Source organism: Nostoc sp., assembly GCF_036917755.1.
Classification (GTDB): Bacteria; Cyanobacteriota; Cyanobacteriia; order Cyanobacteriales; family Nostocaceae; genus Nostoc.
Map to the genome: position 1 here is coordinate 1 of NZ_JBALFC010000055.1, position 18,430 is coordinate 18,430.

General features: G+C 43.1%; 23 protein-coding genes. 9 read left to right on the plus strand and 14 right to left on the minus strand.

Translation table 11 applies throughout. The features are described from left to right. Window positions 1-113: 113 nt before the first annotated feature. Together V7L05_RS13400 and V7L05_RS13405 are read left to right on the plus strand one after the other, a co-directional pair. Window positions 114-620: a PEP-CTERM sorting domain-containing protein gene (locus V7L05_RS13400; RefSeq protein ID WP_335164629.1), complete on the plus strand. Its 507-nt coding sequence runs from the start codon at window positions 114-116 to the stop codon at window positions 618-620. 271 nt (window positions 621-891) lie between these two features. Further along, window positions 892-2,094 (plus strand): argininosuccinate synthase, encoded by a 1,203-nt coding sequence (locus V7L05_RS13405; RefSeq protein ID WP_335164630.1) that lies wholly within the window; start codon window positions 892-894, stop codon window positions 2,092-2,094. Between the two features lie 164 nt (window positions 2,095-2,258). Here V7L05_RS13405 and V7L05_RS13410 read toward each other — a convergent pair whose 3' ends face one another. Further along, window positions 2,259-2,891, minus strand: coding sequence for a DedA family protein (locus V7L05_RS13410; RefSeq protein WP_335164631.1), 633 nt, complete (start codon window positions 2,889-2,891; stop codon window positions 2,259-2,261). A 485-nt stretch (window positions 2,892-3,376) separates the two neighbouring features. On the opposite strand from V7L05_RS13410, the gene V7L05_RS13415 reads away from it, so the two are divergent. Next, the gene (locus V7L05_RS13415) at window positions 3,377-3,730 is read left to right on the plus strand and encodes an STAS domain-containing protein (RefSeq protein WP_335164632.1); all 354 of its coding nucleotides are present in this window, start codon (window positions 3,377-3,379) and stop codon (window positions 3,728-3,730) included. 480 nt (window positions 3,731-4,210) lie between these two features. Here V7L05_RS13415 and V7L05_RS13420 read toward each other — a convergent pair whose 3' ends face one another. Beyond that, on the minus strand, window positions 4,211-4,771 hold the full coding sequence (locus tag V7L05_RS13420) for an Npun_F5560 family protein (RefSeq protein WP_335164633.1): 561 nt from the start codon (window positions 4,769-4,771) through the stop codon (window positions 4,211-4,213). A gap of 383 nt (window positions 4,772-5,154) precedes the next feature. Beyond that, window positions 5,155-5,505 carry a 30S ribosomal protein S6 gene (rpsF, locus tag V7L05_RS13425; RefSeq protein ID WP_334952830.1) on the minus strand — a complete coding sequence of 117 codons (351 nt, stop codon included), beginning with the start codon at window positions 5,503-5,505 and terminating at the stop codon, window positions 5,155-5,157. 412 nt (window positions 5,506-5,917) lie between these two features. Here rpsF and V7L05_RS13430 point away from each other — a divergent pair, with 412 nt between their 5' ends. Beyond that, complete coding sequence (locus tag V7L05_RS13430; RefSeq protein WP_335164634.1) at window positions 5,918-6,691, plus strand: fumarylacetoacetate hydrolase family protein; 774 nt, start codon at window positions 5,918-5,920, stop codon at window positions 6,689-6,691. A gap of 3 nt (window positions 6,692-6,694) precedes the next feature. Here the strand turns inward: V7L05_RS13430 and V7L05_RS13435 are convergent, their stop codons facing one another. Together V7L05_RS13435 and V7L05_RS13440 are read right to left on the minus strand one after the other, a co-directional pair. Beyond that, complete coding sequence (locus V7L05_RS13435; RefSeq protein WP_322670288.1) at window positions 6,695-7,171, minus strand: Tic20 family protein; 477 nt, start codon at window positions 7,169-7,171, stop codon at window positions 6,695-6,697. A gap of 81 nt (window positions 7,172-7,252) precedes the next feature. After that, complete coding sequence (locus tag V7L05_RS13440) at window positions 7,253-7,450, minus strand: hypothetical protein (protein ID WP_335164635.1); 198 nt, start codon at window positions 7,448-7,450, stop codon at window positions 7,253-7,255. A gap of 785 nt (window positions 7,451-8,235) precedes the next feature. On the opposite strand from V7L05_RS13440, the gene V7L05_RS13445 reads away from it, so the two are divergent. Next, window positions 8,236-11,259 carry a hypothetical protein gene (locus V7L05_RS13445; RefSeq protein ID WP_335164636.1) on the plus strand — a complete coding sequence of 1,008 codons (3,024 nt, stop codon included), beginning with the start codon at window positions 8,236-8,238 and terminating at the stop codon, window positions 11,257-11,259. A 231-nt stretch (window positions 11,260-11,490) separates the two neighbouring features. Continuing rightward, entirely contained in the window at window positions 11,491-11,640 is a 150-nt protein-coding gene (psaI, locus tag V7L05_RS13450; protein ID WP_292759491.1) for a photosystem I reaction center subunit VIII, read from the plus strand. Window positions 11,641-11,796: 156 nt separating this feature from the next. On the opposite strand, the gene V7L05_RS13455 is transcribed toward psaI, so the two are convergent. The 7 genes from V7L05_RS13455 to V7L05_RS13485 all read right to left on the minus strand — a co-directional run bounded on the left by V7L05_RS13455 (window position 11,797) and on the right by V7L05_RS13485 (window position 14,239). Continuing rightward, window positions 11,797-11,916, minus strand: coding sequence for a photosystem II reaction center protein J (locus V7L05_RS13455; RefSeq protein ID WP_152589562.1), 120 nt, complete (start codon window positions 11,914-11,916; stop codon window positions 11,797-11,799). A gap of 70 nt (window positions 11,917-11,986) precedes the next feature. Then, window positions 11,987-12,109, minus strand: a complete 123-nt coding sequence (locus tag V7L05_RS13460) for a photosystem II reaction center protein L (protein WP_012411802.1) — start codon at window positions 12,107-12,109, stop codon at window positions 11,987-11,989. A gap of 8 nt (window positions 12,110-12,117) precedes the next feature. Next, window positions 12,118-12,255: a cytochrome b559 subunit beta gene (gene psbF / locus V7L05_RS13465; protein ID WP_335164637.1), complete on the minus strand. Its 138-nt coding sequence runs from the start codon at window positions 12,253-12,255 to the stop codon at window positions 12,118-12,120. A gap of 9 nt (window positions 12,256-12,264) precedes the next feature. Continuing rightward, window positions 12,265-12,513 carry a cytochrome b559 subunit alpha gene (gene psbE, locus V7L05_RS13470; RefSeq protein WP_012411800.1) on the minus strand — a complete coding sequence of 83 codons (249 nt, stop codon included), beginning with the start codon at window positions 12,511-12,513 and terminating at the stop codon, window positions 12,265-12,267. Between the two features lie 51 nt (window positions 12,514-12,564). After that, window positions 12,565-12,702 carry a hypothetical protein gene (locus tag V7L05_RS13475; protein WP_335164638.1) on the minus strand — a complete coding sequence of 46 codons (138 nt, stop codon included), beginning with the start codon at window positions 12,700-12,702 and terminating at the stop codon, window positions 12,565-12,567. A gap of 13 nt (window positions 12,703-12,715) precedes the next feature. Further along, complete coding sequence (locus V7L05_RS13480) at window positions 12,716-13,738, minus strand: photosynthesis system II assembly factor Ycf48 (RefSeq protein WP_335164639.1); 1,023 nt, start codon at window positions 13,736-13,738, stop codon at window positions 12,716-12,718. Between the two features lie 165 nt (window positions 13,739-13,903). After that, window positions 13,904-14,239 (minus strand): rubredoxin, encoded by a 336-nt coding sequence (locus tag V7L05_RS13485; RefSeq protein WP_335164640.1) that lies wholly within the window; start codon window positions 14,237-14,239, stop codon window positions 13,904-13,906. Between the two features lie 309 nt (window positions 14,240-14,548). Here V7L05_RS13485 and ndhC point away from each other — a divergent pair, with 309 nt between their 5' ends. From ndhC to V7L05_RS13500, 3 genes are read left to right on the plus strand one after another with little or no spacing between them, the layout of a single operon-like run. Next, window positions 14,549-14,911: a photosynthetic/respiratory NAD(P)H-quinone oxidoreductase subunit C gene (gene ndhC / locus V7L05_RS13490; RefSeq protein WP_196526961.1), complete on the plus strand. Its 363-nt coding sequence runs from the start codon at window positions 14,549-14,551 to the stop codon at window positions 14,909-14,911. Continuing rightward, entirely contained in the window at window positions 14,902-15,639 is a 738-nt protein-coding gene (ndhK, locus tag V7L05_RS13495) for a photosynthetic/respiratory NAD(P)H-quinone oxidoreductase subunit K (RefSeq protein ID WP_335164641.1), read from the plus strand. Before ndhC ends, ndhK begins: the two co-directional genes overlap by 10 nt. Further along, complete coding sequence (locus V7L05_RS13500; RefSeq protein ID WP_335164642.1) at window positions 15,632-16,162, plus strand: NAD(P)H-quinone oxidoreductase subunit J; 531 nt, start codon at window positions 15,632-15,634, stop codon at window positions 16,160-16,162. Before ndhK ends, V7L05_RS13500 begins: the two co-directional genes overlap by 8 nt. A 120-nt stretch (window positions 16,163-16,282) precedes the next feature. Here V7L05_RS13500 and V7L05_RS13505 read toward each other — a convergent pair whose 3' ends face one another. Together V7L05_RS13505 and V7L05_RS13510 are read right to left on the minus strand one after the other, a co-directional pair. After that, on the minus strand, window positions 16,283-17,179 hold the full coding sequence (locus V7L05_RS13505) for an Rpn family recombination-promoting nuclease/putative transposase (RefSeq protein ID WP_335164643.1): 897 nt from the start codon (window positions 17,177-17,179) through the stop codon (window positions 16,283-16,285). A gap of 220 nt (window positions 17,180-17,399) precedes the next feature. Further along, window positions 17,400-18,365 carry a HEAT repeat domain-containing protein gene (locus tag V7L05_RS13510; protein WP_335164644.1) on the minus strand — a complete coding sequence of 322 codons (966 nt, stop codon included), beginning with the start codon at window positions 18,363-18,365 and terminating at the stop codon, window positions 17,400-17,402. Between the last annotated feature and the right edge of the window lie 65 nt (window positions 18,366-18,430).

Consider the following 18,430-nt stretch of genomic DNA (forward strand, 5'->3'; position numbering starts at 1 on the left):
GTTTGCGGTTTAATCTGATTGCTGCTCTCTACAATTACGAGCTTTTTCTCCCCAAAATCAAATCTTCCTGAGTGACTTTTGCAAGAGGTCTATTCTTTAATTAAGGTAAAAAAATGACTGACTCCATCTTCAAGAAGTTAGCAGCTGTAACGGTGGGAACTGCTCTGATTTTTGCGGTAGGGGAAACTATGCCCGTCCAAGCTAGACAACTCACTTATAATTTCTCTAACGAGAATAAAACTCTCACAGGCACTTTTTCATTTGACGAAGCAACAGCAAACGATCAAGAAGTAACGATCGCAGAAGGTTTAAAGATTTTTGCTACCTACGGTGGTCAGTCATACACTGAAGCCAATGATCCTTTAGCATCAGTTTTAACCGACTTTTCCGGAACAATTTTGAACCAAGCGGGGTTGGGCTTGAATTTTACACCTAGCACTTTTAATGTCTACCGTAATAGTTTTATCGATCCGAATGATTCCACTGCTGCGGGTGTTCAAACCATCACTTACACAAGTGTCCCAGAGCCAAGTTTTATACTTGGATTGTCTGTGTTTGGGTTGGGTTTGTTCTTGGCGAAAAAGACAGCATCTTCTAGGTCATCAAGCCCAAAAGCTTAAACCAAATTATCAAAAATAAACTGTTAGGTGGTTAATTGGCATCTACATATAACAGGGTGGGATTATCCACCCTGCAAATTTTTAATCTAATTTTTAATTAATTTTAAATTGTATAAGATAGTTTGATTTATTCTTGCCCACTTACTTATACAGATTGTGCTGTCTGGGTTTGCTGACAATCTATCTATAGGTTGTTGCATCAAGAAAATATACATGGATTAGTTCAGATATAATAATGACTCATTCTTTGTTATCCTAACTGGAGAAATTAATGGGTCGCGCCAAAAAGGTTGTCCTGGCATATTCTGGCGGAGTGGATACCTCAGTTTGCATCCCCTACCTCAAACAGGAGTGGGGCGTGGAAGAGGTGATTACCCTAGCAGCAGATTTAGGCCAGGGAGATGAATTAGAGCCAATTCGAGAAAAAGCTCTGAAATCCGGTGCAAGTGAATCCCTAGTGGCGGATGTCAAAGACAGTTTCGTTAAAGATTACGCCTTTGGAGCGATTCAAGCCAACGCCCTTTATGAAAATCGTTATCCTCTAGGAACTGCCCTTGCCCGTCCACTGATTGCTAAGGTATTAGTAGAAACGGCTGAAAAATATGGTGCTGATGCGATCGCTCACGGTTGCACTGGTAAAGGTAACGATCAGGTTCGCTTTGATGTCTCTGTAACCGCCCTGAACCCCAGCCTAAAGATCCTTGCACCAGCCAGAGAATGGGGGATGAGCCGTGAGGAAACCATCGCCTATGGTGAAAACTTTGGTATCCCCTCACCAGTCAAAAAATCGTCTCCCTACAGCATTGACAAGAATTTGCTCGGTCGTAGCATTGAAGCTGGTTTACTCGAAGATCCGTCATTTGAGCCACCAGAAGAAATCTATGAGATGACCAAAGCGATCGCTGACACTCCCAATCAGCCAGAGTACATCGAAATTGGTTTCCACGGTGGTATTCCCACAACCCTCAACGGTATAGCTAAAAAGCCAGTTGAGCTAATTGAAGAACTCAATCAGGTGGTAGGAAATCACGGTATCGGGCGGATCGATATGATTGAAAACCGTCTGGTGGGGATCAAATCGCGGGAAATCTACGAATCACCCGCGATGTTGGTGCTAATTCAGGCACATAGGGATTTAGAAAGCTTGACCTTAACAGCAGATGTCACCCATTACAAGCGTGGGATTGAAGAAACTTATAGCCAAATCGTTTACAACGGTTTGTGGTACAGTCCACTCAAAGTTGCACTTGATGCCTTTATTCAAAAGACACAAGAGCGAGTCTCTGGAACTGTACGCGTGAAGTTGTTCAAGGGCAACTCTACGATAGTTGGGCGTTCGAGCGATAATTCCCTCTATACTCCGGATTTGGCAACCTACGGAGCCGAAGACAAATTTGATCACAAAGCTGCTGAAGGCTTTATCTATGTTTGGGGACTACCAACTCGCATTTGGTCGCAGCAAGTTAGGGGTTAAGAGTTAGGAGCGATGCCCTGAGCAGTTCGGCAGAGCTACCTGTAACACCTGCCGTTCGCGCAGCGTCTCGTAGAGAAGGGTTAGGAGTTAGGAGTTCAAAAAGCAAAATATAAAAGTGAAAGTTAAAAAAATAACTTTTTACTTTACTCCTCACTCCTCACTATTCACTCCTCATTACTCACTTCTTTGACTTGGCGAGACTCTAGCCACAGGGGGACAACAATTAAGGCAACGAGGATCAGTAAGGCTGCGATCGCAAATTGACCCACCCAAGCAACCAATTGTTCTAAAGAGATAATTTTGCCAGCAAAGAAAGCCAATGTCACCATCAAACTAGCCCAAGCAACTGCTCCTAAAAAGTTGTATAAAAAGAATTTTCCGAAGGGCATTTCGGCTATACCAGCTAGTGGTGCAGCAAAAACTCGCAACAATGCCAGAAAACGTCCAAAAAATACCGCTTTAGCAGCATTTTGAGTAAATTGATCTTTAATATTCAGTAGCCGCACTTCCGAAATCCGAAATATGCTACCAACTTTTACCAGGAAAGGCCAACCGCTAACTCTACCAATCCAATAGCCACAAGTGCCGCCAATGACAGCACCCATGATTGCATCACCGAGAACTAGCCAGAAATTTAGTTCATCGCTGCCAGCTAGAAACCCGCCTACTAAGGTCACGGTTTCACCAGGAAGGGGAATGCCTAAATTTTCTAGCAAAATACCCAAAAAAATTGCCCAATAGCCGTAACTGTGGGCGACTTTCTGGATATTTTCTAGTGAAATCAACTCTAAAGACATTCCGCACCGCCGTGTTTACAAATTTTTACTTTTACTATATCTTTGCTTGTTTTTGGGTGGGGTGTCAATCAAACCACTACACTCAGTCATCAAGTCATTAGTTTAATTCTAAATAATCCATAACTTATAGTCTATGGTAACTATTAGTTTTGACTATCAACTATGTAATTTTTAGAAATCATCACCACCAGTTCATAGTTTTTCAAAAAAATTAAAAAATTTATAAAAAATTTATAAATATCCACTACAATTATGAAAATCTTGTAAAAGATACGGCTGATACCGAAATTGTTAGGCGGTTATGCCTATATTGATGAAAGTTATCATAAATTATACGGCATGAATACTGAAATAATCACTCTCAATTGCACGAGTGCAATTGCCCAAATATCTGGGTAAAACAGTCATTTTGCTGTTTAAAGAGAAGAGGTATTGATGTCTTTTTTCAATTTTTCGTCAAGTGTTCCAATTACCCTGTTAAATTCATGACCCTCACACAAGAACTTCAAGTGATTTTGTTTAAACCCCAAGGAAGCATAGATTTGCAAGGCGGTAAGGTTTTGAGTGAACAGATGGCTGGAGTCGTGCCCCAAGCTGATCAACTCTGGGTTATCGACCTAAGAGAAGTTAATTTCATGGACAGTTCTGGGTTAGTGCCTTTAGTAAAAGGGTTGAGAGCTGCACGTCAGAGTGGTTGCCGCTTAGTTTTATGCAACGTTCAAGCTCCTGTACGGTTAATTTTGGAACTTACCCAACTAGATTCAGTGTTTGAAATTTTTCACACTTACGAAGATATTTTTCCCATCGTCAAAGATGACAGTCTGGTGCTAGCAGGCTAGTTAATAAATCTACCTATAGAAGGATGGTGGAGTCAAGCAATATTTGTATTTTTTCACATTCTCAAAGATAACAGTCTGGTGCTAGCAGGCTGATTTTCTATCTAGAGAAGAATGTTGAGTAAAATTCATGGTTTTGAGGTAGGTAATATCAATGGCAGATGAATGTATCTGCTTGTTGTAAGCCAATCTACCTAAACCAGTAAAGTAGAAAATGACCAAAATTGGTCAAAGCAATGCAATTGTTTGTGACACTCCCCAGCCTATAAAAGAGAAGGCTTTTCAAATTGTTCTGAGCTAATTGCTCTATGTGCGACGCAACTAGTGCAAGGAAGCAGGAGGTAAGAAAGGTTAGAATTTCAGCCTTTGCGTTATTTCTAACTCTATAGTTATTTATTTTTGCCTTGATGTACTACTTGGATGTCTCCAAGATGCTTTACCGCGCTAATTTCTTACCTCTTCGATTCCACCATGATGGTAACTTTAGGCATTCTGGGGAGTCGAAATATTAGTTTGTTCGGATGCTGTCCGGGGAAAATTTGGCAAATCAATGCCGCTATGACTAGCATTGCGAGTTTTGAGTGCCAAACGATAACTCACACTTTGCAGTTCTGCTTGTAGTTGGCGGTTTTCCCGTTGTAGCATTGCTACCTTTTCTCTAACTGGTGTCATCCGCTCCTCAAACTTCCGCCGGTAAATTTGAGGCAACTCTTGTACTACTTGCTCCAACATCCGACTGCGATCGGTGAGTTCTTGAACTGACTGTCGCAATTGGTAAATTTCGGAGTCACGAGTTGTAATTTGCTCTTGGTAGAACGCCACCTGCTGCTCTACAGCTTGGAGTTGTTCTTGTAAAGCCTGCAACTGGGTTATATCCTGCTCAAACTCCGGCTGCTGGGGCATAAAACTAGTGTTACCCTTTACCAGGCGGAAGAGTTCTTGAGATAGTTGTTGCACTAATTGATCGCGAAGTTGCAACTCTTGGCGTAGCTGCGATACTTCCGTAGAGAGAACTTGAATGTTGGGTGTATCAGATTGGCTCACAGTAGCTTACAGCTCCCATTCAGAATCTTGTCCACTCTTAGGTATAACTGCGGGAGTACTACCTTTGGCAAGTATTTGTTAATTTAGCATTCCCAGACAAGTTACGAGAAAAGAAAGAGACAAAATTTTATTGAATGGAATTGGAAATTGGGCATTGGGCATTGGGCATTGGGAAGAATTTATTCACGCCGTGTGCAACTTTACTCTCAAACTTAACCCCCAACCGTTTCCCTACCAGGGTTGGGGAGCAAGAATCAAAGGCTCTCGACCTTTCGGGGAGAGGAATGGAAGCGGGGTTTTAAAAATAAGTCGCACGTCGCACATCGCGTTTTATTGACTATTCTTTACTCCCTCATCTCCCTCATCTCCGTCATCCCTACACCTTAGACCGTTGCAGCTACTTTAGTGGGTTTTTCTTTTTCCTCTTTAGCAGGTTTTTCCTCTTCAATTTCCTGCTTAACTGTCAAATAGCGAATCACTTCTTCACTCAAGCGCATGGCGCGTTCAAAGGGAGCGATCGCAGTTGCAGGCGCACTGTAATTTAACTGGATGTAGATGCCATCGCGGTGTTTTTTGATTTCATAAGCCAGACGACGCTTACCACGATTTTGAATTTGGATATCCTGGGCGCCTTGATCGCGAAGTAAATTCTGATATTTAGTAATTGCTTGCTCTGCCTGTTCGTCTCCCAGGTCAGGACGCAGAATGTACATTGTTTCGTAACTTGTAGTCATATTTTTCAGTTTCCTCATGGACAAAAGTGGCTGCTGATGTTAATTTATACCTCATTTAAATTTAAAATTCCAGTAATAATCAACATCTGAAGCAACAAGGAACTATAATCTTACCAGTTTTCTATTTGAATCATCAGCCAAATCGCCGGAGTTTGGATTTTTTTGGATGTCCCTAATCAAAACTAGGTCGGGAGGCGACCCCGATATTTATTTAGCAGGTAAGAATCCAGCTTTTGTGCTGGAGAGCAAATTGATCAAGCTATCAGCTTCGTAAACGGGTATCTTTCTTTAAGGGCATCTATAGCGATCGCATTCAGTCTTCAAGGCTGAATCGGTTCCCTAAACAGCTAACTGAGGATTTCTACCCGCTCACAGCAACAAAAAAGCAGATAAAAGGATATTCATGAAGGTTATGGCGCAGCGCTATGTGCGAATTCAAAATCCAGAAGGACAGATTTATTATGGGTTACTCCAACTATCCCTCAATGTCCAGGTGCTAGATGCTCCGCCCTGGTTACAAGGACAACCCACTGATTTAACTTTGACACCAGAAAATTACCAAATTCTGGCTCCTTGCGCTCCCTCAAAAATTGTGGCGGTGGGTAAGAATTATGCAGACCATGCAGCCGAAATGGGAACTCCAGTACCTTCTGAGCCACTAATCTTTCTCAAGCCACCCACGTCGATAATTCCGTCTGAGAGAGAAATTAAATATCCTCCGCAGTCACAAAGAGTTGACTACGAAGGAGAGTTAGCATTAGTGATTGGCGATTACGCCTTTGAATGTACACCACAGGTAGCCCAAACCAAAATTTGGGGCTACACCATCGCTAATGACGTCACAGCGCGGGATTTACAAAAACTGGATGGTCAATGGACGCGAGCCAAAGGTTTTGATACTTTTTGTCCCTTGGGGCCTTGGATTGTGAGGGAATTAAATCCAGGAGCGAGATTGCAGACTTTTTTGAATGACGACACCAATCCAGTCCAATCTGCCTGTATCGATCAGATGGTGTTTTCCCCCGATGTTCTAGTTTCCTATATCAGTCAGGTGATGACGCTATTACCGGGTGATTTGGTGCTTACAGGTACGCCGGAGGGTGTAAGTCCATTGCATCCAGGCGATCGCGTCCGCGTAGAAATTGAAGGTATTGGTCGCCTGGAAAACACCGTAGTGATCCGGTAACTTCTAACGCACTTGCATATACACTGCATCGGAAATCGCCGGAATTTCCGCATAACGCCCGCTTACAGACTGGATGACTGAATATGCGGCGGCTCCCACTATGCCGATAAAAATGGTTGTGGATAGGGTTTGGATTGCAAAACCACCAGAGGGAACTAGTCCCACAACATCAGTCAGGATGCTAAACAAAAAGATAATGATGTCTAAAAGGATTGCTTGCATGGTGTTGAAACGAATAAAATGACTAATTTTTTCGTTTCTCACTACCAGCAAAAATAAAGCAAAGAAAATAATCATTCCTGCATAACGCACGCCGTAGTAGATTCTCAATAATGGCAGAAGCGGCAGAAATAGGAGTTGTAGTGGTGGAAACTCTGAGAGCAAATATCTACCAAATACAAAAACTTCAATTAGAGGGAGCAAATAAGGCAAGGAAGCAAAAATCCGATCTGAAACCGTTGTAGATCCACGCCAAGACATTATGCGTTCTCCTGTGGTTAAATTTTTATAGTTACTTGAGCTTAGGATAACGCAGTTGCTTGGTTTTGCTGATAAATTAAACTATTCTATATGGGCGATGCGAAAGCCCATCATACATTCATACTGGTCTGGCTGCTGTTGAGTAAGCTTGCGAATGGCTTGACCACAGCGCAGTTGACCCCCACGCCAACGGGGTTGACCGCTCCGGTCAGCGAGTAAACAAGACTGGCAAACTTGCTCAGGGGCAAGGATTTGCTCGTCTATTAAAATGACTAGCATCGAATCCCTCCTGTAAATTCTCATTGTCAAACAATTTTGGATTTTGGACTTCGACTTCGCTCAGTCCTTAAAAAGCGGGACGCTACGCGTAGCAAGATCCCGTTCGCCCTTGGCGTCCCGTAGGGAAGGGTACGGCAAGACTCAGGAACCATCGAACGATTTTGGATTGACCCCATAAATATATCTAGGGTTAAGTGTTGTGATTGGCGATCGCGCTTTGCGCCCAGATGGGCGATCGCAGAGGACACTAAAGAGCCAGATTCTAACTCTTTGTAGCAAAAATGTGAACAATCACAAATTCAATAAAAATTGTCAAGTGAATCTTAATTTATTGTATGTTGTGTCTATTAAAAATTGGAATTTTAGTAAAAAATAATACAAAAATATTTGCAATAAGTTTAGCAGACTCAGCCAACGGTATTCATTGCATCTCTGTGAATTTAGCACTGGAGAGTGTCAAACTTAATATTTAGGAAACAACAAAAGTTTTACGCATAAGCCAGACGACAACCCTTTGAAATACATTTGACGCGACTAGTTAAAACAAGTCGCAAGTCGTAAGTAAGTTTTGTGACGGGGATTTAGACCCCGACCCAAAACGTTCTGCTTAAAAAGCAGGGGACTTAAACCCCTAAACTTAGTTAAAGGGCGAGAATTCAAGTAAGTAAAACTGAGTTCACTTGATAGCGATTTAAGTGATGCATTTACAAAATACTGAGGTAAACTGGCAAGCAAGGTAATAGACAATATTACTGGGCGGCTCGTCGGTCTGGGCATCAATCACAATGGAACACTGGCAATTTCTGATACAGAAACAAGGCGCTCGCTCGTGGCATATCCTAGAATCGCCAAATTTGGAAATTTTGGAAGGGCAGTATAGAATTTTGGCTCGTTCTAAACTTCCTAACACAGACGTGGAAGTGCGGGTAACTCACTCTTCAACCCAGGAAGTTCAACCAACGCGGCGAATTTTAAAGCGATCGCGTCGCACTAACTCAGAAGGCTTAATGGCGGTAATTCCTTTTACCTTCCTCCAGACAGGAGTTTGGGAGTTGCGCTGTTGCGGCGATTTGATGTCGGATCTGTTCGGTAAATCTTGGCAGTACAGTGTCCAACTTCAAGTATTGCCGCAGGAAAGAAAGGGGGAGCAGGGGGAGCAAGAGGAGCAGGCGGAGCAGGGGGAGAATGTAGAATCAAATTCACTTGATCACCCAGATACTGTTTCTGAAAACTTGGAATCTATTGCCGCAGCAGAAGCCGCAATTACGTTAGATGAAGCGATCGCTGTCTCCCCAGAACTGACAATTGTTACAGACAGTAACTCTGCTAAGATTGTTGTGCCAGAACAAGAAAACTTGGAATTTATTGCCGCAGCAGAAGCCGCAATTACGTTAGATGAAGCGATCCCTGTCTCCCCAGAACTGGCAATTGTTACAGACAGTAACTCTGCTAAGATTGTTGTGCCAGAACAAGGAAACTTAGAATCTATTGGCGCAGCAGAAGCCGCAATTACGTTAGATGAAGCGATCCCTGTCTCCCCAGAACTGGCAATTGCTACAGACAGCAACCCTGATAACATTGTTGTGCCAGATGAAAGCGAAGAAGATATAGTTATTGATGAGCCTGTGAGTCCTGTGTGGCTCAAAGGTGAGACGGCAGAGCAGATTTTACAAAATTTAATAGATTTAGCTTTACCCGCCTCTGAACCTCTGCCTAAAGATGAAAAGGTTACAGATTCTCCAGCAACACAACCACCGCTACCATTACTGCTAACTTTAAGTCAGGATACTTACATTGCTCGTTGGGGACAAGCTCTGACAATCAATGGAGACATAGAACTCAAAGAAAAGACAAATCTAGATCAGGCTGAAATATTATCCCCAAAAAGCTTGCGGGCGCTTGAACTAGGAATTGAACTGCGATCGCCCAAGAACTCGAAAATCTTGACCGAGGTACGGCAACCCTTACCAGACCAGGAGTTGCCCTTTACCATCAATACCTCAATTGATATTCCTGCTGACTGTGAATCTAAGTTAATTTTGGCAGATATCAGTTTGTATGGCAAATTCGCCGATGTTGGTGAAGTCATCCGGTTAGCTAGCCAGTCCTTTACTATTACAGCAGATGTCAAAGAATTACTGGCGATCGCAGCCGTAGCAAAACCTAGTACATCAAATGGAAATGGACTCATAGCAGCATCGGACTCATCTGCTACTTTCACAGAACCAGAGGCAGCTATGAGGCTCGATTTGAAACTACTCAATCTGGTCAAGATTCCAAAAACAGGCCAGTCTCTGATACTCAATCCATCCCCAAACATACCTCTACCACCGCAAATTAACCTGCAACTTCTAAAAGAAGCCACCCTGCGGACATCTAAGCTGAACAATTCAGGCACTTCGCCTCAATTGCCGAAACTGCCACCTGTTCAAACACATGCCAGCCCTTCTACAGATGTTATTGCAGAATCCCCTATACAAGAGGAGCTTCTAGAAAAGGATGCTACTGTCGCTACCATCAACTTGGAGCAGTTGGTCATCAGCCAACGTCGAATGCCAATACTCAACACTACTTTTCCATACTTGAGACGGCTACAAGCTTTGTCAGGTGATGCAGAGGAAGTAAAAAGCAATGTTCCCCCAGATGCATTGCAAGTTCCAGCTGCTGAAGACTTACCGCAGTTGGACGCAACTATAGCTGAAGATGAAAATACACCTGAATTAGTAGTAGGTGATGCACAATTTCAAGAAGAATCTGTTGCGGAAGTAGAAGCCCTGCCAAATGCACAATTCCAAGAAGAATTTATTGCTGAAGTAGAAGCCCAACCAAATGCACAATTGACTACAACAGGGAACCTTTACTCATCTCCTTTACTCAGGAAGTGGATGCAAAGCCAAGGATACTCTTTGCCTGAATCTCTCAATGATCTGCAACCTCAAGACTACGATAACTATCTTCCCGCGCAGCAGACGCCGCTTTCTCTAAGTGCAGAAAATGCGAATGTTGATGTCAACTTGCCGTTAAACCTAGATGCCAACACGGAGAAGAATCTGAGCGACCCCAGCCTTCGCTCAGAACTTGTTCTGACGAAGACACGCAATGGACAGAGTACATGGGAAGAAGTCAATCCTTGGGCTTCCGAACTGGGGAATTACGGGGAAGATGTAGACACAGCGCAGGAAGCGGATCTGGAGATCGGAGAAAATACGGAAATAGAAAAAGTATTAGAACCAACACTCTCATCGGCTCTGTTAACACAACTACCGCTTCCCCCTGCTGCGATAAAAATAAATATAGCGTCAGCTTGGTTAGCCCAAGAAATCGTTGTAGATGATACATATAGTGAACTGGAAGCCGATGCAACGAGGAGTTACCCCTTTGAAGAAGAGGAGCAACCACTGTTAGATTTATCGCCTTCCTTACCGATCATTGCGGTAGCCACTGAGCCTTTGCCAATTCCCCAACTGCTAGTGCCAGAAGGTGAACTAATCGCTGGCAAATCTATCATAGTGCGCGTAGTACTGCCGGAAGTACCTCCGCAAGTTGTTGTCAAGCTATGGGTTGAAGATTATCAAACTCGCTGGTTACTAGATAGTCCCCATTTATTGACAAATTTACTACCTAATGCCTTGGGAGAGTTGGAAGTGATGACGCAATTAAACATTCCCTTTGGCTGTTTGGAAATTCGCTTGGAAGCGATCGCACTTGATCTGACAACCCAACAGGAGAGTCACAAAGTCACAATAGTGCGAACGGTGGTTCCTCCAGACTTGCCAAGCTTGCAGCTAGATGAGTTATTGGGTATGTGATCGCCAGTAGCGAGTAAAGATAGTAATTTAGGGATGAGGGGGATGAGGAGGATGAGGGGGATGAGGGGGAATTATTCAACAAATCTCTCTCTTGTCTCCCCCCACTCCCCATTCCCCACTCCCCATTCCCAATATTGTCTGTGTTAAAAATATGAAAGAATTTCAAAAATCTGGCAGAATTTGCAGTAAGCTCATTTTGAATTGTATTGTCATTTCATAGGAACCTTTACTATGGCAGCTTCTTTTTTGCCTTCTATCTTGGCTAGTACTTCGTACTTGTCTTCTATCTTCGTTCCCATAATTGGTTGGGTTTTGCCCGGTGTGATCTTCGCGTTTCTATTTTTATACATTGAAAGCGACGATATCAGCGATATTAACTGATGTAGTCATTAGGAGCCACTGCGTTGCTCTGGTCATTCTAGACTATTGACCAAAATTAATACCGCCCATCTCATAGAGACAGGCGGTTTTTTTTAACGTTGATTTCTCAACAAATGCTAGAAAATTCTAACTTATAGTGTTCGGTTCAAACTTATGTTAAATCGAAGAACCGAGTCCGGCGTAGGCACCATAAAAGAAAATGCCTAAAACTGTAATTATACCTAAGCCTGCGATCGTAGCGACGACCCACAGGGGAATTCTCCCACTTTCAGACACAGTTTCTCTCCTCCCTTAACAACAAATCAACATACGTTCAATAAACAAAGATTAACAACAGTACTTCTACTTAGTTAAAGAAGTAACTGGAAAACAGAATTCCCAGAACGAAAACTAGTAGTAGTCCCAGGTATAGCGAAGTCCGGTTTAGTTCAACCGGCTGATTATTGGGATTGGGCGATCTTTCGACCATAATTGCTCCTAACGGTGAATAAATTGCATTGCGGCGATCGCGCCTAAAAAGAATACAGTTGGTACACCTAAAGTGTGAACTGCCAGCCATCTAACGGTAAAAATTGGATAGCTAACTGGTTGATTGATGTTATTGCTGCTAGTCATGATTTCAAACTACTTTCCAATAAATTGTTCAACTTGTTTTTTAGCTTCAAACCGGTTCTTCACAATTGGCACTTCCTGCCGTGCTGGTGTGAAATACTCATTGGGACGAGGTGTGCCAAAAGCATCATAAGCCAGCCCGGTGCTGACAAATAGCCAACCAGCAATAAACAATGCTGGGATGGTGATGCTATGAATTACCCAGTAACGAACGCTGGTAATGATGTCCGAAAACGGACGTTCTCCAGTGGTACCTGACATTTAGATCCCTGCCTTTACATAGAGTGTTATAGAGTTTATTATCCTACAAAGTTAAGAAAGAGTTACAAGTTGCAACGTTCTTCTCAGAAATTGGGCATTGGGCATTGGGCATTGGGCATTGGGCATTGGGCATTGGGCATTGGTTATTAATTCATCTCCCTCATCTCCCTCATCTCCCCCACTCCCCACTCCCTCTTAGTAACTAAGCCGCCTCTGCTGGAGAAGTCGTTTCAGGGTTTGGTAGATATTTGAGCAAAACGCCGCGATCGCCAATTATAAATCCCCGGTCTGGCTCTAAGAACACAATCTTGTACAAATTAGCAGCAACTTCTTCCACCGCACGGTCTTTTTCCCAGGTTTTGCCACCGTCGCCACTCCGTAGCAAATTACCGCTACCGCCACCTATCCAAATTTCATTGGGTGTGCGATATGCCAAATCCAGTAAACCCAAACTGGTGGAGAAGTCTGGATATTGTGCCTCTTGCCACTCTTCAGGTTTAGTTTCGTCACTAAACTGAATTTGACCTCCTCTAGCTAGCAACCACAATTGCCCATTGTCAGCAAAGCCCATATTTTCTACGCGCCGAGAACTATTGCGGTTATGGGGTACCCAAGCATCTTGCCCCGGTTCCCAAGTCGAGTAAAAACTACCCTTAGCCGAAACCGCAACATATTTACCATCAGCAGAACGTTCTAAATTACGCACTACACCGACTGCTGATTCCACCTGGGCTTTCCAGTTTTTGCCGCCGTCTGTGGTCTTATATATAGCTCCGACATCAGTAGCCATTTCAGCTGTATTGTCTGCCAGTGCCTTAATTGCGATCGGGCTACCCGGTAGCTTTTCGTTCAGGGGAATACGCGACCAAGAACCACCTTCATCGGTAGTGTGCAGTAATAGTCCAGGCTCTCCGGCAATCCAACCTTCTTTACCTGCAAAACTTACTGAGTCAAAGCGATACTTTGGATCATCTAGTTGCAGTGTTATTGGTTTCCAGGTATTACCACCGTCATTGGTTTCCAACAGAGTGGCATTACTACCTACTAAGTAGCCATGCTCAGAGTTATCAGTAAAAGCAATATCTAATAGATTCGAGTCTGTTGGCACAGAAATGATTTTCCAGGGGTTGTAGCTAACAGAGGGAATTTTGCTACAACCTATGCACATCAGGACTACTATCAACAAGGCAGCTATTCGTTGCCAACTTTTCACAATTGAATGCATCAGTATTTCTTAGTTGTTTCTAAAGTTTTTCATTTTGAATAGGACTTACACAAAACTACACGCTGTAGGGGAAATTCATGAATTGCCCCTACCTAAAAATAAGGGTTTCAGCTATTGTTTGCGTAAGTCCTGTTGAATTTTGAATTTTGAATTGCTTAACGGCTGTCATTGTAGTCCGTAGAGACTGATAAAAAACAAGAAGGCAAGAGCCAAAGCGCCAAAAATTAAGATATTCTTTTGGCCTGGCGTTAGGTTATTGACACCCAAACCGTAACCGAGATTTTCTTTGAAGCCGGATGCAGTACCCGCAGGTCCGATGTTGGCAAAAGCGGTTTTCTTAGCAGTACAAACTGGACAGCGCCAATTTATGGGCAGTTCTGCAAAGGGTGTCCCGGAAGGAATATCATCCTTGTCGTCTCCCTTTTCGGGTTCGTAAACATAACCGCAGGCGCGACACTCGTAGCGATCTAACGCCGTAGTCTCAACAGCTGGTTCGCTCATTGCTAAGTCCTCGCAGAGGAGAAATCTTAAATATACGTTAAAAATTATGACATAATTGTTAGACTTTTCTATCGCTACCAAAAACGAATCAAATACCTGAAGTGCGTCTGTTTCCCAGATTTCAGAAATATCAAACAGATATAATGTAAAAGAAAGTTACGCAGCTAAGGGATTGGGGATTGGGCATTGGGCATTGGGCATTGGGGATTGGGCATTAGTTATTAATTCTTCTCCCTCATCCCCCTCATCCCCCCATTCCCCACTCCCCACTCCCTACTTAAAATACTCCATAAGCGGTAGATACTCATTGTGTTTGTCCTCAGCGGTTACGAGTACCTTCTAGGCTTCTTCATCATCTGTAGCCTAGTTCCTGCCTTAGCGCTCTCAGCATCCAAGCTCTTACGACCCAGTGGTTACAGCCCAGAACGGCACACCACCTATGAATCTGGCATGGAACCCATCGGCGGAGCCTGGATTCAGTTCAACATTCGCTACTACATGTTTGCTTTGGTCTTCGTCGTCTTTGATGTGGAGACTGTATTCTTGTATCCTTGGGCGGTAGCTTTCCACCGTTTGGGGCTATTGGCATTTATTGAAGCGCTAGTCTTTATTGCAATTCTTGTAGTCGCTTTAGTTTACGCATGGCGTAAAGGAGCTTTGGAATGGTCTTGAATTCTAACTTAACAACTCAGGACAAAGAGCGAATCATCAACCCCATTGAGCGTACCAATGTCACTCAAGACCTGTCAGAAAACATCATTTTGACTACGGTTGATGATCTCTATGACTGGGCGCGGCTTTCTAGTCTGTGGCCGTTGCTGTTTGGTACTGCTTGCTGTTTTATTGAGTTTGCAGCTTTAATTGGTTCCCGATTTGATTTTGACCGTTTTGGACTAATTCCCCGTTCTAGCCCCCGCCAAGCCGATTTAATTATTACGGCAGGGACGATTACGATGAAGATGGCTCCCCAATTGGTACGTCTTTATGAACAAATGCCAGAGCCGAAGTATGTAATTGCGATGGGTGCTTGCACAATTACGGGCGGGATGTTCAGCGTTGATTCTCCCACAGCAGTGCGCGGAGTCGATAAACTGATTCCTGTGGATGTGTATTTACCTGGTTGTCCTCCCCGTCCAGAAGCAATTATTGACGCGATCATTAAGCTGCGGAAGAAAATCGCCAATGAATCGATGCAAGAGCGGGATAAAATTAAGCAAACTCACCGCTACTACAGCACGACTCATAATTTTAAACCAGTAGAGGAAATCTTAACTGGTAAGTATTTGCAGTCAGAAACTCGCTCTGTACCACCGAAAGAATTGACGGAAGCGATGGGTCTACCAGTACCACCTGCACTGCTGACAGCAAAGGCGCAAAAGGAGGAACAAACCCGTGGCTGAAGAAGAATCTCAACCAGTAGTAGCAGCCAAAGAAGAGTCATTGGTACAAGCCGGTAAAGTTTCCCAGTGGTTGACGGAAAATGGTTTTGACCATGAGTTTTTAGCACCAGACAAGAATGGTGTAGAGATAATTAAGGTGGAGCCAGATTTCTTGCTTCCCACCGCTACAGCCCTTTATGCCTATGGGTTTAATTATCTCCAGTTTCAAGGTGGTATTGACCTTGGGCCAGGACAGGAATTGGTGAGTGTATATCACTTGATTAAAGTGGGTGATAATAGCGATCGCCCCGAAGAAGTACGCTTAAAGGTGTTTTTACCACGGGAAAATCCTGTAGTGCCTTCTGTGTACTGGATTTGGAAGACCGCAGATTGGCAAGAGCGCGAGTCTTACGATATGTTCGGCATTGTCTACCAAGGACACCCAAATCTCAAGCGGCTTTTGATGCCGGAAGATTGGGTAGGTTGGCCTTTGCGGAAGGATTATATCTCGCCTGATTTCTACGAGTTGCAAGACGCTTATTAGAGATTACTGAATCGAGACGCGATGAATCCGCGAATAGAGACGCGATGAATCGCGTCTGTACAATATTCGGCAATGATTAACCCCTTTCCGGTGGCGGAGAGGGGTTATGTTTTTGGTGTTTCATGTCAAGTTGGTTGACAAAACTTGCTGTAATTCATTGACTGTATTTACAGCTTTAATTGCCTGCTGAATTGCTTTTAATTTCTGCAAATCCGTAATTTGAGAGATTATCGGCATCAATTCTAAACTTTGATCGCCAAACTTAATTTCTAATGCCAATTCAATCCCTGAATATAACTCTTCCTTTCTTCCTCGCAGTTCTCCGCGTGCTTCTCCGCGTGCTTCTCCTCGTTCTTCCCCTTTGCTAAAAATTTCTTGATACCAAGGCGACTGCTCTAAAAGTGCCATATCCCACCTCAGAATTTGTTGAACTATTGCACTATCTAATACAAAGGTAGCAAAAAATCCTAATACTGTTTCTAATTGATTCAATTGTTCATCTGCACGTAATATTCGCAATGCGTTCCGAATCGTAGACTCGTTATCACCTCCTTTGAGGATGGGTACAAATGGAAGTAGTGATGGTAATGGTTGTGCAAAGGCAATGTTTACATCAACTTCCCACAGGTTAATGACACGATAATCTTGAATAGCACGTAAACCAGCAATATTTGATGCATAACTTGTCGGTATTTCAGCATCACTTGCCTTGAGGATATTAATTAGTACTGGATACGTTGGCAAATTATATTTTTCTTCTGCAAGTGCTGTATAGGCACGCATCCTGCGCGGCATTTCTGGTTTATAGCGGAGTTGTAATTCGTTAAGAACGAGAAATTTTCCATACTGGGGACTTTCGACACGGATTAAAACATCACTTTCTCGACTTATCCACTGAAATTCTGAGTTGAGAATTTCGCCAGCAACAATATCAGGAATTTGTGTTACCGATTTTTCCCAGTTATCAGGCGCAAGGCTGATTAAGCGTTTGGTGCTGACATCGGCGGGTTTGATCATGGGGTTGTAAACGTACTGAAAGTTATAAAATAATTATACTTAAGACTGGATTACAGATATTCAGATTTTTGATTAGACTACTTATAAAAACCGATCGCACCCAATTTGAGATAATTTGAGAGAGTGCGATCGCTTTTTCAATCCCTCACTTAATCTGATTAATCCGGCTTTAAATAGCACTGAATAAAAAGATGGAATCAATATCAGTAAGTTGAGTTTTTCAATTTTGAAGTGGGAATGAGTCACTATGCCAAGCTTGATAAAAGGCTGGATAAGTCATAGTTTGGGTGCAGTGCCAGATAACTTTGTAAGCCTCATCTGATAAGTCATTTTTCAAAGCGGTGACAACTGCCGTCATCTTGTCAGATTTTGTTAAAATTTTCCCTAAACTTGATGCCGCTTGCTTACGGGTATATTCAGATTGAGAATCACGAATTAACTCCACTAATGCCGCGATCACAGTGGGATTATCTCCAGCTATTTCCCCTAAACTTGATGCCGCTTGCCTACGGGTATATTCAGATTGAGAATCACGAATTAACTCCACTAATGCCGCGATCGCAGTGGGATTATCTCCAGCTATTTCCCCTAAACTTGATGCCGCTTGCCTACGGGTATATTCAGATTGAGAACCACAAATTAACTCCACTAATGCCGCGATCGCAGTGGGATTATGTTCAGCTATTTTCCCTAAACTATATGCCGCTTGCCTACGGGTATCTTCAGATTGAGAATCACGAAATAACTCCACTAATGCCGCGATCGCAGTGGGATTATCTTCAGCTATTTCCCCTAAACTATATGCCGCTTGCCTACGGGTAGATTCATTTTGAAAATCACGAATTAACTCCTCTAATGCCGCGATCGCTTTTTTGCGATCCGTTTCTGCCAGTACAGCTTTAGCCTTTTCTTCTATCCCTTCGTCAAATGTCTGCCACTTCTGTTTTTCAATGTTGAAATAACCAAAGCCCCATGTGACAATTTGCTTTGCGATCGCATATGCTAAATCACAATCTTTAAACTCGGCGATACCGGCTGCCGCTATAAAATAGGCTCGATATTCATAAAATCCCTTCCAGTCAGGAATTTGACTCTGACTGTTGCAGCCATCCTCAAATTCTACTAATGCTTTGATAAAATCTTTCTTTTGTTGCTCTTTTACATCTTCTCGCCCGAACCACAACAAAATTACCTCTTTCCACTGCGGTTCAAATATGCGATATATTCCTTGTTCTGGGTTTTCAGGAACGT

What these genes read in the sequence shown, in the direction of transcription:
- V7L05_RS13415 (WP_335164632.1), top strand. Translation starts at nt 3,377, where the DNA reads ATGACCCTCACACAAGAACTTCAAGTGATTTTGTTTAAACCCCAAGGA.
- rpsF (WP_334952830.1), bottom strand. Translation starts at nt 5,505, where the DNA reads ATGACTACAAGTTACGAAACAATGTACATTCTGCGTCCTGACCTGGGA.
- V7L05_RS13485 (WP_335164640.1), bottom strand. Translation starts at nt 14,239, where the DNA reads ATGAGCGAACCAGCTGTTGAGACTACGGCGTTAGATCGCTACGAGTGT.
- V7L05_RS13480 (WP_335164639.1), bottom strand. Translation starts at nt 13,738, where the DNA reads ATGCATTCAATTGTGAAAAGTTGGCAACGAATAGCTGCCTTGTTGATA.
- V7L05_RS13460 (WP_012411802.1), bottom strand. Translation starts at nt 12,109, where the DNA reads ATGGTCGAAAGATCGCCCAATCCCAATAATCAGCCGGTTGAACTAAAC.
- V7L05_RS13430 (WP_335164634.1), top strand. Translation starts at nt 5,918, where the DNA reads ATGGCGCAGCGCTATGTGCGAATTCAAAATCCAGAAGGACAGATTTAT.
- V7L05_RS13400 (WP_335164629.1), top strand. Translation starts at nt 114, where the DNA reads ATGACTGACTCCATCTTCAAGAAGTTAGCAGCTGTAACGGTGGGAACT.
- psbF (WP_335164637.1), bottom strand. Translation starts at nt 12,255, where the DNA reads ATGACTAGCAGCAATAACATCAATCAACCAGTTAGCTATCCAATTTTT.
- V7L05_RS13505 (WP_335164643.1), bottom strand. Translation starts at nt 17,179, where the DNA reads ATGATCAAACCCGCCGATGTCAGCACCAAACGCTTAATCAGCCTTGCG.
- V7L05_RS13435 (WP_322670288.1), bottom strand. Translation starts at nt 7,171, where the DNA reads ATGTCTTGGCGTGGATCTACAACGGTTTCAGATCGGATTTTTGCTTCC.
- V7L05_RS13445 (WP_335164636.1), top strand. Translation starts at nt 8,236, where the DNA reads ATGGAACACTGGCAATTTCTGATACAGAAACAAGGCGCTCGCTCGTGG.
- V7L05_RS13440 (WP_335164635.1), bottom strand. Translation starts at nt 7,450, where the DNA reads ATGCTAGTCATTTTAATAGACGAGCAAATCCTTGCCCCTGAGCAAGTT.
- ndhK (WP_335164641.1), top strand. Translation starts at nt 14,902, where the DNA reads ATGGTCTTGAATTCTAACTTAACAACTCAGGACAAAGAGCGAATCATC.
- V7L05_RS13405 (WP_335164630.1), top strand. Translation starts at nt 892, where the DNA reads ATGGGTCGCGCCAAAAAGGTTGTCCTGGCATATTCTGGCGGAGTGGAT.
- psaI (WP_292759491.1), top strand. Translation starts at nt 11,491, where the DNA reads ATGGCAGCTTCTTTTTTGCCTTCTATCTTGGCTAGTACTTCGTACTTG.
- psbE (WP_012411800.1), bottom strand. Translation starts at nt 12,513, where the DNA reads ATGTCAGGTACCACTGGAGAACGTCCGTTTTCGGACATCATTACCAGC.
- V7L05_RS13410 (WP_335164631.1), bottom strand. Translation starts at nt 2,891, where the DNA reads ATGTCTTTAGAGTTGATTTCACTAGAAAATATCCAGAAAGTCGCCCAC.